Annotated in this window: 12 protein-coding genes and 1 pseudogene; 4 read left to right on the top strand and 9 right to left on the bottom strand. The window is 52.5% G+C overall.

Translation table 11 applies throughout. The annotated features are described in order from the left end of the window. Window positions 1–122: 122 nt before the first annotated feature. Both ETC00_RS13210 and ETC00_RS13205 read right to left on the bottom strand, forming a co-directional pair. A complete protein-coding gene (locus tag ETC00_RS13210) occupies window positions 123–821 on the bottom strand; it encodes an S-layer homology domain-containing protein (protein WP_171566550.1) in 699 nt (232 codons plus the stop codon). A gap of 185 nt (window positions 822–1,006) precedes the next feature. Next, complete coding sequence (locus tag ETC00_RS13205; protein ID WP_171566549.1) at window positions 1,007–1,165, bottom strand: hypothetical protein; 159 nt, start codon at window positions 1,163–1,165, stop codon at window positions 1,007–1,009. Window positions 1,166–1,352: 187 nt separating this feature from the next. Here ETC00_RS13205 and ETC00_RS13200 point away from each other — a divergent pair, with 187 nt between their 5' ends. Both ETC00_RS13200 and ETC00_RS13195 read left to right on the top strand, forming a co-directional pair. After that, the gene (locus tag ETC00_RS13200; RefSeq protein ID WP_171566548.1) at window positions 1,353–2,825 is read left to right on the top strand and encodes a recombinase family protein; all 1,473 of its coding nucleotides are present in this window, start codon (window positions 1,353–1,355) and stop codon (window positions 2,823–2,825) included. 22 nt (window positions 2,826–2,847) lie between these two features. Beyond that, window positions 2,848–2,952 (top strand): annotated as a pseudogene (locus ETC00_RS13195) (ABC transporter permease); the annotation flags it as partial. A gap of 154 nt (window positions 2,953–3,106) precedes the next feature. On the opposite strand, the gene ETC00_RS13190 reads toward ETC00_RS13195, so the two are convergent. Both ETC00_RS13190 and ETC00_RS13185 read right to left on the bottom strand, forming a co-directional pair. After that, window positions 3,107–4,072 carry a tetratricopeptide repeat protein gene (locus ETC00_RS13190; protein ID WP_171566547.1) on the bottom strand — a complete coding sequence of 322 codons (966 nt, stop codon included), beginning with the start codon at window positions 4,070–4,072 and terminating at the stop codon, window positions 3,107–3,109. A 105-nt stretch (window positions 4,073–4,177) separates the two neighbouring features. Beyond that, on the bottom strand, window positions 4,178–4,552 hold the full coding sequence (locus ETC00_RS13185; RefSeq protein ID WP_171566546.1) for an ATPase: 375 nt from the start codon (window positions 4,550–4,552) through the stop codon (window positions 4,178–4,180). 294 nt (window positions 4,553–4,846) lie between these two features. Here ETC00_RS13185 and ETC00_RS13180 point away from each other — a divergent pair, with 294 nt between their 5' ends. Together ETC00_RS13180 and ETC00_RS13175 are read left to right on the top strand one after the other, a co-directional pair. After that, on the top strand, window positions 4,847–5,281 hold the full coding sequence (locus ETC00_RS13180) for a DUF2621 domain-containing protein (protein WP_171566554.1): 435 nt from the start codon (window positions 4,847–4,849) through the stop codon (window positions 5,279–5,281). Between the two features lie 77 nt (window positions 5,282–5,358). Then, window positions 5,359–5,598, top strand: coding sequence for a hypothetical protein (locus tag ETC00_RS13175; protein ID WP_171566545.1), 240 nt, complete (start codon window positions 5,359–5,361; stop codon window positions 5,596–5,598). A 224-nt stretch (window positions 5,599–5,822) separates the two neighbouring features. On the opposite strand, the gene ETC00_RS13170 is transcribed toward ETC00_RS13175, so the two are convergent. The 5 genes from ETC00_RS13170 to ETC00_RS13150 all read right to left on the bottom strand — a co-directional run bounded on the left by ETC00_RS13170 (window position 5,823) and on the right by ETC00_RS13150 (window position 12,119). Further along, a complete protein-coding gene (locus ETC00_RS13170) occupies window positions 5,823–6,566 on the bottom strand; it encodes a LytR/AlgR family response regulator transcription factor (protein ID WP_171566544.1) in 744 nt (247 codons plus the stop codon). Between the two features lie 251 nt (window positions 6,567–6,817). Continuing rightward, on the bottom strand, window positions 6,818–9,667 hold the full coding sequence (lanM, locus tag ETC00_RS13165; protein ID WP_171566543.1) for a type 2 lanthipeptide synthetase LanM: 2,850 nt from the start codon (window positions 9,665–9,667) through the stop codon (window positions 6,818–6,820). 15 nt (window positions 9,668–9,682) lie between these two features. Next, window positions 9,683–9,865: a mersacidin/lichenicidin family type 2 lantibiotic gene (locus ETC00_RS20485; protein ID WP_216369478.1), complete on the bottom strand. Its 183-nt coding sequence runs from the start codon at window positions 9,863–9,865 to the stop codon at window positions 9,683–9,685. Beyond that, entirely contained in the window at window positions 9,862–11,361 is a 1,500-nt protein-coding gene (locus tag ETC00_RS13155) for a hypothetical protein (RefSeq protein ID WP_171566541.1), read from the bottom strand. Before ETC00_RS13155 ends, ETC00_RS20485 begins: the two co-directional genes overlap by 4 nt. Beyond that, window positions 11,346–12,119, bottom strand: coding sequence for an ABC transporter ATP-binding protein (locus ETC00_RS13150; protein ID WP_171566540.1), 774 nt, complete (start codon window positions 12,117–12,119; stop codon window positions 11,346–11,348). The genes ETC00_RS13155 and ETC00_RS13150 overlap by 16 nt, the downstream gene beginning before the upstream one ends. Window positions 12,120–12,132 lie beyond the last annotated feature (13 nt).

Genomic DNA, 12,132 nt, shown 5'->3' with positions numbered 1-12,132 from the left:
ATTTCGTGAATCATGTAAAACTCCCCATTCTTTATCATGATTCCTCTCTCCTCCAAGGAGAGAGTTTGCGATGAAAGTGGGGAATTTTCAACCGATTATATTGGGGATTTTAACGTTGATCTTCACACTGTGATATAGCCGCCACTTATCTTGATTGAATTGTGCATTTTGTCCGCGATTACTTCTGCCTCTCGTACTTCCATGAAGTCCTTTTTCATGAACGACAAAGTATAAGCAAGCTCAGCCCTAGTCAACGAACCAAACGAATCGTACAAACTCGTTGCTACACCATTCGGAAACTTTCCGGCCTTTGGCCTCATCTGTCTTGAACCAACAACAAATTGAACGTATGAATCATTTTTACGAAACTCGGAATTTTTTTGAGTAACCGATGCTCTCACGTTTTGCCAAGCATTTACGAGAAGTTTTGCCACTTCTTCACGAGTCAACACTTTATTGGGACTGATAACGACACCATTAAGCATTCCGTCTTTATTGGCTCTTTCATAGTAAACCTTTGCCCAATGATTGGCCGGGAATCCTTGGACCGGCGTACCTACCGTCAAGCCCTTCACATTAACCAACCCAGCGACCACATCGGCCTGAGTAATCGGCTGCTCGGGACGGAAATTCCCGTCTGGATACAACCACATCAGTCTATTTTTCACCGCATATTCGATATTGGCTTTTTCCGGATGGTTTACATAGTCTTTCTGTACCGTTTGTGCCTGCGCGATAGGCGGATGAACGGTCGCAAAGAGGCTGCCTACCGTAAAAATGGCTGCATTTACGCTGGACAGGAAAAAATGGATTCGTTTCATGTCATTACCTCCTCTAACCTTACCTAATGTTACCACCATCTGTTGTCTCAATGAACACCTGTACGTCACTCACGAAATGTAAAATGCCAATGTAAATCAAACGAAACGCCTCCTTTCAGCGAAAGAGGCGTTCCAAATCGAATGTTTCTCCCGTTGGGCTTGTCCGTTTGCCCGAGATCGGGCAATCAGGCAGAATTCGCCTGCTTCTTTCCTTTCTGCTTCTGCGTCAGTATGCGAATCATGGCTGGCAATAATGCGGTATATGCCATTTCAAGCCGTTCCTTGCTTGGATAGTTGGGGTCGTTTCGGGGATAATCAGGCGGCAACGTCACAACAACCTTCATGTTCATCCCCTCCTTTAGTGTCACTTTATGTCGAGCAGCTTGTTTAACATGACGCTCAACCCGGCTCACCCTCTCAATGGCTGTGGAAATCACGGTCAATTTTGGGGAAGCAGCGCAACGTATCATTTGCGTTGCAGACACGGAAGAATTGCTGCATATGCATTCCTGTAGGGAGGGGAGTCGCATCATGAAAAAAGCCGCTTTATACATCCGTGTCAGTACGGACGAACAGGCGAAAGAAGGATATTCCATCCCTGCTCAACGCGAGCGGTTAACGGCCTATGTAACATCGCAAGGTTGGGAAATCGCTGATTACTACATCGATGAGGGGGTGAGCGCGAAGAATACCAATCGTCCTGAATTACAGCGCATGCTCAATGACATCCACTGCGGGCTGATTGACGTTGTGCTTGTGTACCGGCTGGACCGGCTGACGCGATCTGTCCTGGACTTGTACAACCTTCTTCAGGAGTTTGATCGTTACAACGTAACGTTCAAGAGCGCTACAGAAGTATACGACACGACAACAGCGATCGGCAGGCTGTTCATTACGCTGGTTGCCGCCCTGGCTCAATGGGAACGGGAAAACCTTGGGGAACGCACGAAATTCGGCAAAGTGGAAAAGGCCCGGCAAGGAAAACGGCCAGGCGGGAAAGCCCCTTTTGGATATGACAAAGTAAATGGAGAGCTCGTTGTGAACGAGAAAGAAGCAGAAACTGTCAGGATGATCTTTCGGCTATATGCCAAACACGCCAATCTCAATAAAGTAACCGAAGAGTTATATCGTCAAGGGTGCAGAACGAAAAACAATGCCATTTTTTCTGTCAACACCGTCCAAAAAATCTTGAAAAACCCGATATATATCGGCACACTCCGCTATAATTACACCACCCAAACAGGCACAATCACAACCGTAAAACCGGAAGAAGACTGGATCATCGTTGAGGATGCGCTTCCTCCCATCATCGATAAAGAGGAATTTTATTTTGTTCAAAAAATCCTCGACGCACAAGCGATGAAAAAACCACGGAGTGTAGCTTCCGGGTACCTCTTTTCCGGCCTGGTGACATGCCCGAACTGCGGCAGCACGTTGAACGGAACCACTTACCACAGCAAAGGAAAAAAGACGCCAGGTCAGCCTATCAGGTATTATCGCTGCTCGTTTACAAAGCCAGGTGCTTGTCATCACTTCCAAATCCGTGAAGACAAATTGGAGCGCTTGTTTTTGGCTGAGCTGCGCAACCGTACCGATCAGATCAGGCGTGAGGTAACAGGAGACAAAAACGCTTGCCTGAAAGCCGCAAACCTTGACGACTACAAACGAGAACTGGAGTCTCTGAAGCAGAAGCGCAAACGCCTCCAACAGCTTTTCATCACAGACCTCATTGAGATGGATGAACTGCGAGAGCAGCTGGAGGCGTTCAATACTCGCCAAGCCGAGCTGGAACAGTTGATTCAAACCGAGTCCGAACAGCTGGAAAACCGTTTCTCAAATGAACAATTGCTCTCCCTGTACGAAAATCTGCAACAGTCTTGGGAAGAACTGTCCTTTGAGGAAAAGAAACAATTTGTGTCTATCCTGGTCAAGAGCATTACGGCGCAAAGGCACCCGAAAGAGCCGCGCGGATATGTATTGGAGTCGCTTGTGTTTCACGGATGATTTTTTAAGCAGTTTTATTACCTTCACGCTGGTCATGGTGAGCCTGGCGATCATTGCGGTAGTCGCCACCCTGATGTACCAAGGCGTCGCCGTGCTCGAACGGATGCTCACCCGCCAGTTTCAATAGAGGCTTGTCACCGGCGCCAATCCGCTTTCACAGGGAACGGCGCCGGTCTGCGTGAAACACGTTCCGTTCGTCCACGGCACAGACTCACCCGCTTCTCCCCTCACACAAAAAACGTCCGGCTGTACATACTGCCGGACACCTGGATGCAAACGGGCTATTGCCAAAACTTCCACCAACTCTTTTTGTTCGATTCTGCCTGTCTGGGTACCGTCGGCGTCTGCGCCTGCTCCCGCATTGCTGCTTCCGTCTCCTGTGCTCCCGGCACCCGGGCCAAAAATTGGTCCACCATTGGCTTGTACTTGTCGGCCAGATGCTGCTGCATCTCACGCAGGATGGCGATGGCCTTTTCCTTCTGGTCCGTGGCCAGCAGCGCGTTGGCGTAGTTGAAGCCCGCGTACGGGAGTTGGAATGTGGGCGTCCAGTACTCCTCGCAGATCTGGATCAGTTGATAGACGTACCCGGCTTGTCCAAGTTCGCCGGTGACAGTCATGACCACGTCTTCCTTCCCCTTGGCACCGTCGATGGCCTGCCTGTACCACTGCACCGCCTTCAGCAAATTGTCCTCCGTCAGGAACAGGCGCGCTATGTGCAGCTGCGGCATCCACGCCCCTTCTTTGGCGGCAAGCGCCTCAAGCCGCTGTTTCAGCTCTTCCCGTTTGCCAAACTTCAGGAAGCTTTCCATGTACATGTTCAGCCCGTTCTCCTGATTGGGGTCCTTGAACAGTCCGGCTTCCAAGGTTTCAAACGCTTTGGCCTCGTCGCCCTCATAGGCGTAGATTTTGGCCAGATTGGTACAAGCTGTGCCGGAGGTGGGAAAGCGCTCCAAACAGTCGATCAGCATCGCCTTGGCCTTGTCGAACTCAAGCGCCTGCATGTGCACCACGGCGCGAAACAAGATCGCAGACTCGATCGGTCCGTACAGTTCCAGCAGTCGATCAGCCGCGATGGCCGCCTGTTCGGTGAACTGGTCGCGCACCAGCCCCATCGCAAAATCGCGGAGCTTTTCCTTCTCGTCCCAGTACTTGTCCAGATAGTTGGGGATTACTTTCTTCTGGAAATCTTCGCGCGACATCTGGATCGTTTGGCCAAATTCGTTGGTAAACGTCACAAAATCCGACATGCAACAGCCTCACTTTCGTCTCTGTGCCATGTCAAACAGGGACATGCCCCCAAGAAGAAGAACGATTTCCTCGCAAGGAAACCGTTCGCTGTCCAAGGGCCCCCGTTAGATCCAGGCTTTTATATTCACTTTGCGAATGAACTCTTCCATTGATTCCTTTACCGGGTCGCCATTGTCCGCTGCTTCATCCTGCATGCCCATCAGTTGGCGGAAGAGAGCCTCGTTGCGGGTAGCCAGCGCAAAGTCAAGCAGTGCCTCCCGTTGGATGCGTTCCGCCTCCTGCTCGATCAGCTTCTCTTCCAAGGCGATGTCCTCTTCCGGTACAGCGTACTGCTTATCTATCTTTGGAATGCGCACAATCCACGCAAACGCGCTGTCGGGATTTCGATCACGACCAATCAGGTACCCGTATTCACCAACCGGCAACCCTTGTTCAAAGGTGTCAGCAATGATGACGACACGTTGTCCTAGCTTGAACATGGGCGTCAGCTCCTTTTGAGTCTCATTCTAATAATACTAAATTGTATGTGCGCTTGGGAAGAGTAAACCGCCTACTTCGCACATCTGCCCGTCAACTGTATCCCAAATGCCGCCTTCCGCTTCTCCTCTCGGCTGCCCTGCCCGCTTGCAAACATCCTGCGCTTCCAGTACGCTGTAACCAGGTACTTTCGGGAATGGCGCACGACGTGTGGAAAAAAGATTTGTTGGAACGCGTGAAATGCGCTATAGTTGCGCTTAGAAGAACTGGATTGAGGGGTTGCATACGCAATGCAAATGTCCACGGGTTTTTCCTTGTTTATCATCGGCTGGTCGTTTGTGCTGGTCATGCTGATGGGCATCGGCGGGTTTTTCATGTTCCGCAAGTTCCTGAAATCCATGCCAAAACAAGACGGCAAATCGGAGCTGGACTGGCAGGACTACTATATCGAACAGACCCGCTCCATGTGGACGGATGAAGGGCTTGCCCTGCTCAACGAACTGGTGGAACCGGTGCCGAATCTGTTCCGAGATGTGGCCCGCCGCTCGATCGCGGCGAAGATCGGCCAGCTCGCCCTGGAGGAAAAGGCGACGACCATCACCACCGAGCTGATTGTCAAAGGCTACATCATCGCCACGCCGAAGCGGGATCACAAGTGGCTGATTCAGCACCTGCAGAAAAAACAGATCGATTACACGCCGTACGAACGCTATCTGCAAGCGAAATCGTAAGCTCGTCGTCCTTCTGAAACCGGGCGCCTGCCCGTTCGTACATACAGGTAGACCCCCATGACAAGGAGACGATGAGCATGTCCATCATTCTCACCATACTCGGCATCGGCCTGCTGCTGTTGATCATCGCAGCAATCGTGGTGATCGCCCTGCTGAAAAAAGGGGCCGGTCTGCTGATGAAAACAGGCGGATACCGCCGCTACAGCAGCAGCGATTACCGCCACCGCGGCCACTTCGGCCATTTTGGGCACACTTCTTACGGCCATAAGCACTACCGCCGCAAACACAGCAGCCACAGCGGTTTTTTCAGCAGTTAACAACCCGGCTTCAACAGTGAACAGCCCCCTTTCCCTCAGAAAGGGGGCTCCGTTTGCAGTCAACGTCCGTGGTGTGGACGAGGATGCTGTCAGATGATCTGGTTCTCCTCCAGCTCCCGGATTGCTTCTTCCGAATACTTCAGTTCCCGCAGCACTTCCCTGGTGTGTTGGCATCATCTCACAGCTCGTCAGCATCCTGACGATTTTTTGCCAATGTAGACGAGCTAGCCAATGTTGACCATTTTGTACAACGTTCCGATTTTGTTTTTGCTTACGTATGCAATCTCCTGCAAACCTTTAAAGGTGGCGATATACGTTTGGCCTGATGGATAAATTTTGTGAAGATATCGCAAATTGATCAGATAACTGCGGTGAGTCCGAAAAAAGCTTGTCGCATGCAAGCGTTTTTCAAATGAACACAAGCTTTCGGAAACTTTTATTACTCTGCGGCGTTCAGGGGAGTGAAGGTAGATTTTGGTTACCCGTTTTTCGGATGAAATCAAGACGATGTCGCGCTGATCAATAAACTCAATCTCATTGTTGTTGCGGATGCCGATAAAACTGCTTACAAAACGAGGGTCCGCCCTTTTCCCGAAGAGATAGCACTCAATCTTGTAGAGGCTCTTGTGCAGCCTCTCCCGTTCAAAGGGCTTTACGATGTAATCGACCGCATCAATTTCAAACGCCCAAGATGGGTGGGTGGAATCGGCCAGCACCAGAACTGATTCCGTATGCGGAAACAACGTAGCAAGTTGTTGGGCCACATAGGTCCCTTTTTGATCACGCAATTCAGGATCGAGAAACACGATATCCGCTTTGTTCCGAAATACTGCATCAATCGCCTCCTGTCCTGTTGTCGCGATCCCGGTAACTCCCCACATCCTTTCTGTCAATAAATTGGAGAGGAATTCACATGTCTCTGGGTCCTGATGAGCGACGATCGCTGTAAAATACATGTCCACATACATGCCTCATTACCCCTTTGGTCTCAACTCCATCCTATGAACCAGAGTCTTTTTTTCCTCTTCAAATTCTATCATTCTCAATATTTTCTAGTCCAGCATATATTCCCCAAACATTACTTCTTCATAATTTCTTCATAATTTTCTTCATATATCCACGCACCGATTGGTGATTTCCGCCCGTTTGCACTCCATCATGACAGGAACTGTTATCCGCCCCCCATCAACCAGCATCGAGGAAGCATTTTCTCCATGACCTACATGTAAAGGGCAAAAGGAGGAACCTTTTCCGGGAATGATGAACGCAACAGCGCGTATGCGATTCCCGACACCCCCCGGTATAAGCCGGGTGTATCGGATGAGGACGGAGAAGCAAACGTCCAGCCTGTTCGAGCGGCCAACTTTTGAGCAAGTTTTGCTGCCTGGCGGATGCAATCGGGGTCATTGAAACACTGTCCGCCGAGGAGAAGCACTTCCACCGCTCCGGCTGTTCCGCTCGCATATCCATCGTTGGGCAAGGATTGCTGAGCAAGCTGTTGAAATTCTCCTTCTGCAATTTCTCCTTCTATGGATTTGAAGCAGGCGCCTGGCTCTCCGTCCAAGCCAAGGCAATCTGCAAGTACATGGAGCCGCTCCCACTGGGAAAGGTTGTGCAGGGACGGACGCTCGAAATTCAACGCGCCCGCAGATGCCACTCCCAGTCGTTCCAGACGTTTGACCAACGGGAGAACCCATTCCTTGCCCTGGCCGTCCTGCAGCAGTTTTTGATACAAGCGCGCGGCGATTTCGTTCACCGCCGTACGCGCCGCCTCCGTTTGATCCGCTTCCCAATAACACACAGATGCCTTCGCCGCTTCAAACAAGGACACAACGTTCTCCAAACGGTTTTCCCGCACCTCGCGTATCAGCAACCCTGCCTGCTCTCTCGCCCATTCCGCATAGCGAACGTCTCCGAGAAAACGGTGCAGCATCACGCTTCCATACAGGACATCCGCCCGGCGGATGGGACGCTTGCTGCCCAGGAGCGTGTGAAACGCAGCCAGGCCTGTGTCGATATAGCTCCCTTCCTTCAACATCGTCCCTGTACCCACCAACAACAGCGACAGACCGACCAATCCGTCGGAGAGGGACCCATCAAGCACATCGTAACTCCACTGACCGAACCGGTTGCACTGAAAGCCAATCCAGGTGGCTTCCGTACGAAGCGGATTCCAAAAAGCCTGATCAACCAGGTGGTTGGCAATTCCCCGCAAACACCCGAGCACGTCCCCCCCGCTCACTTCGACCGCTGTCGGCCGGCTGTCTCCACCTCCCCCCTGCACGTCCATGCGCTCACGTTTGGTGGAAAGGATCGTCTTCCGGATGATGGCAAGGGATTTTGCCAGATCGTCTTCCCCCAGCAGATCCAAGCGGCGCATCACGCGATCCCACCCGCTTGCTTGCGACATGGTGACCACGCATCTGCCTTGCGCGTCTTGGACGTCCCTGGAGTCCGGTTGGGTCGTGAACAAGGGGATGTCTCCGTACAGCAGGTCCCGTTTTTCATGCGGAACAAATTGCTTTCGCAGCGGATATCGCTTTGTCCCGAGGTACAGTCGATCCAGCAGCTTTTCGCGATCCCGTCCGCTTTTCAGGTAGTCAGGGTGATTCCCCGCCTGCAGAAAATTGTAATAGTGTTGGGTGGAACGGATCACATAGCGAATGCGAACGCGGCGGAACCGGTCCAATATTCCCCCTTGAGCTGTCAACTCCTGTTTGCGTTCAGCGAAGAAGCGGTATATCCATTCAAATCCCTTTTCAATAAACGACAGAAAGTCGACGGCCTTCATCCTCTTGCCGTCCAACATGGGCAAATTGTCAAACGGAGGCAAGGGGAAGGAAGAGCGCCTGAATACGGGAAGATCGTCCCCTTCCGTATCCAGCCATTCCACTGAATACGTGACTTCCGACTCATCGCCGCCCAGACCGCTGAATTCCACCCCCGGCTGCCCCTCGGACGGATAAGCCAAGACGGGCAGCAGTCCTGTCCGCAGGGGGGAATCGAACAGATACTGGCTGGCGATTCCTTCGGCCGTACCGCTGTCAAATTGGAAAAACGGCGTTTGGAACAGCGTCTCCACATCGATATAGAGGGGATGTTCCCCGTGCGCGATCACATTTTCCGCATGAAAATCATTTCCGTCCAACAGATGCCAGATGGCCAAATAGGCCCCCTGTCTGAAGAAAAATCGCTGCACTTCCTCCACAGACTGGCATTCCTTCGGTTCAACATACGGCACCCAGCCGCACACTTCACAATCCAGAACGCGTTGGACGTAAAACGGGCAGGGGAATCCTTGGTCGTTCAAGTATGCCAACAGGGATTGAACACATACATCCACAGCCATTGACCGCGGTTTGTAGACGACGATTTGATCGCTGTTCGACACAAAAAACAGTACGCTTCTGCCGCGGTTATGGGGGTCGGATACTCCCCCGCGCACCTCCGCCAGCTTGCCAAACGTCCCGTCCATCAGTGCCTGGATGTTGGGGTAATGCTGGACGAAGTGGCTCAGGGCTTCCAGCGAAAACTGAATCCAGTACAGCGTACGCGTCGCCAACAGTCTCCCCAATACCGGATACTCCTCCAACGTCGCCCGGAAAAATTGCGGATCGCGCAGCTTGCTTTCCGCAAATGAATGGAGCCGCTCGGAGGCGGTCTGCCCCGTTAGTTCGTTGGTCAAATCAGCGATATGCAGCTCCATGGCCAATGCTCTCGACGCAATGTCATGCAGTTGGTCTCCCAAGGCGACCAGCAAGCTGTTTACCAATGACAGCTGATCCACTTCCACTGTTTCTGGTCCAAACCCCAGTTCGGGGATTGCTTCCGTCCATCGTTCGCGCGCAAGATGCAAAAAAGGTTCCACAAACGAAAGAAACGGAAGGCTTGCGTCCTCGTTTCCGGGAAGAGGCGTCAGCGATACGGCGGAATGGAACTCGGGTCGATTAGCAATGGTTTCCAGAATGTCCTCCCATCCCCGGTCGAAGTCACCTGCCGTATCAACATTTGATTGCCCGACACCAGAAAAATCCTCCGGATAGGATGCTGCCAGCCATTTTGTTTTCATCGATTCACCCCTCTTCTATTCCTGATCCAGAATCTCCTCACTGAGTTCATCCAACGGGTACCCGGAGGGGTGCGGAACTCGTCCGAGGAAGTGAGACAACTGCGAGCGGTAGTCGGGATCTTTCCAGGCGCGGATTAATTCTTCCACCCTGATCTTCTTGCCGTTTACCTCGACCCATCCCTCTTGATCCACAATCATTGAACGAACCCTCTCTTTCTGCCCAATACCAACAGGATCAACGGCGGAGCTGCAAACACGGCCCAAATGAGCGCGGGTTCCAGCCACATATCCGTCCATACTTTCCAGAAGGCCCCGATATAAAACAGTGCCCCCCAAAAGGCCACCGCCGACAGGAGCGAGCGGGGAACCTGTTCCAGCATCACCTGTTGACCGGACTGCTCTTCCATGACCTGTTTTTTCAGGCCGCTCTTGTCGAAGGTGAGAATGCCTACCTTAAGCAAAACGGTAAGCGTGGAGATCAGCAAAGTATTGCCCAGCCCGGCAGCAATTGCCCAGCCCGGCTGTTTCGTGCAAACGCCCAACAGGAGACTGCCGATGAACGCCGGCAAGGTGATCAGGAGCGATGCACTGGCTGCTTTGCCAGCCACCAGCGAGGTGTAGGAAATGCCAGCCACCTGATACAGATACACGCATTCCCGTTCAGCTGTATACAGCGTGACGGCAATCTCACCAAAGACCAGAGCGGAAAGGAATACGGAGATGAAGGGAATCAGCGAGCTGGCGGCAACCGACACGCCCCAGAACGCGAATTGACCGTCATTTGTATGACTGCTGATCAACCAGGCAAGGCCAAGCAATAACACTCCCCATACGATCAAGCGGATTTTGGTGATCGGATTCCGCCAGATGACGGCCACATCCTTCGCCTGAATTGTTCCGGGAATTCCGGGAACGATGCGAACAAAACCGGACCTGGTGGACCGTACCGTGTGTCCGGTCTCCTGCATGCGAAGCCACCCGTCTACATACCACGTCCCTACCCTGCGAGGCATCAGCGCCAGTACCAGTCCGGGGATGCCGAGGATGCCCATCGCGTACAACGTATACCGCTCCAGTGCTGCAACATCAGCCGACGCGAACATCGGCATCCGCACCAGCAGGTAAGCCACCCCCGCAATTACGCCGATAAAGCCTACAATGGACAAGCCAAACAGCATCTTCACGAGCCGCGGCTGAAGGTACACAAAGACGGCCAGATACAAACGGCCCAACAGCTCCCAGAGGGCGTTGGCCGCAAACGACACCGCAAAAACGGCCGCCATGGCGGTTATGCGATCGAGCCCCTGAAAATTCCCCGTCAACGCATAGGAGAAAATCAGGGCGGACCATCCCATCATCGGCAGGGAAGCAAGCCACATGCCGGTCAGGTGGAGAAAAGGCGGGGCTCCCGAGGCGACGATGAGAGGCATGAGCCGATGCTGGTACATTTGGGACGAGACGTCAAAAAACAGGCGCAAACTTCCTACCAGCATGGCCTCAACAGCTGCCAGATACAGCAGGGCGGTTAGATCAAAGTTAACCAGCAGATGAGCCACACGGTCGACCAGCAGAAACGCAACGAGCACTTCGCTCAACCGCATCCACAGCGCAGGTTTCAGACGACTGTGGCGGAAACCGGTATTCCAACGGGGTTTCAGGTAGAGCAAACAGATGGATTTCAACTGGTCTGACATGCCTGACTCCCTCCTTGTCCCTCTTCCCCGGTCAACGACAAAAAGATTTGCTCAAGGGTGGCGTTGGGCATCTCGACGACAGACCTCAGCTCCTCCAATGTCCCCTGGATTTTCAATTGCCCTTTATGCAAAATCGCGATGGTGTCCGCCAATTCTTCCACGATATCCAGGATGTGTGTTGTCAAGAAAACGGTACATCCTTCGCGAGCAACTTCCTTGATCAGTTCCTTCACTTCCCGGCTCGCTCTGGGGTCCAGACCGTTGGTGACCTCGTCCAGCAACAAGACTTCCGGTTTGTGGATCAAGGCGGCTGCAATCGCCATTTTCCGTTTCATCCCCAACGAAAAGTCGCGAATCAAATCATCGGCTCGCTCCGACAACCCCATTTGTCCCAGCAATTGATCAGCCCGCTGCCTGGCAGTCTCAAGCGGAATCCCGTACAATCCGCCAACGAACCACAGCATTTCACGAGCCGTCAGCCCTTCGTGCAACAGAGGGGTGTCAGGAACATACCCGACCTGTTTTCGCGCTTTGCGATCTTCCCAGATATCCTGGCCCAGGATATGCACCTTTCCCCCCGTCGGCCTCAGCTGTCCGGTCATCATTTTAATCGTCGTGGTTTTCCCGGCACCGTTATTTCCCAGGAATGCAAAAATGCTTCCCTTTTTCACGTGCAGCGTGAGATCGTGAACGGCTTCGAAATCTCCATATCGTTTTTTCAGGTTCAGGAGTTCAATGGAATATTTCTGATCATTCATGTTTTCTCCTCAC

The sequence above is a fragment of the Brevibacillus sp. MCWH genome (genome assembly GCF_013096935.1).
GTDB classification, from domain to species: domain Bacteria; phylum Bacillota; class Bacilli; order Brevibacillales; family Brevibacillaceae; genus Brevibacillus; species Brevibacillus aydinogluensis.
Note: the sequence above shows the minus strand (reverse complement) of the source record. Positions and strands in the feature narration are given on the sequence as shown.

Bases quoted from the DNA above. Each gene is read 5' to 3' on its own strand.
- ETC00_RS13150 (WP_171566540.1), bottom strand. From the start codon at position 12,119: ATGAATGATCAGAAATATTCCATTGAACTCCTGAACCTGAAAAAACGA.
- ETC00_RS13205 (WP_171566549.1), bottom strand. From the start codon at position 1,165: ATGAAGGTTGTTGTGACGTTGCCGCCTGATTATCCCCGAAACGACCCC.
- ETC00_RS13210 (WP_171566550.1), bottom strand. From the start codon at position 821: ATGAAACGAATCCATTTTTTCCTGTCCAGCGTAAATGCAGCCATTTTT.
- ETC00_RS13185 (WP_171566546.1), bottom strand. From the start codon at position 4,552: ATGTTCAAGCTAGGACAACGTGTCGTCATCATTGCTGACACCTTTGAA.
- ETC00_RS13200 (WP_171566548.1), top strand. From the start codon at position 1,353: ATGAAAAAAGCCGCTTTATACATCCGTGTCAGTACGGACGAACAGGCG.
- ETC00_RS13175 (WP_171566545.1), top strand. From the start codon at position 5,359: ATGTCCATCATTCTCACCATACTCGGCATCGGCCTGCTGCTGTTGATC.
- lanM (WP_171566543.1), bottom strand. From the start codon at position 9,667: ATGAAAACAAAATGGCTGGCAGCATCCTATCCGGAGGATTTTTCTGGT.
- ETC00_RS13180 (WP_171566554.1), top strand. From the start codon at position 4,847: ATGTCCACGGGTTTTTCCTTGTTTATCATCGGCTGGTCGTTTGTGCTG.
- ETC00_RS13155 (WP_171566541.1), bottom strand. From the start codon at position 11,361: ATGTCAGACCAGTTGAAATCCATCTGTTTGCTCTACCTGAAACCCCGT.
- ETC00_RS13190 (WP_171566547.1), bottom strand. From the start codon at position 4,072: ATGTCGGATTTTGTGACGTTTACCAACGAATTTGGCCAAACGATCCAG.
- ETC00_RS20485 (WP_216369478.1), bottom strand. From the start codon at position 9,865: ATGATTGTGGATCAAGAGGGATGGGTCGAGGTAAACGGCAAGAAGATC.
- ETC00_RS13170 (WP_171566544.1), bottom strand. From the start codon at position 6,566: ATGTATGTGGACATGTATTTTACAGCGATCGTCGCTCATCAGGACCCA.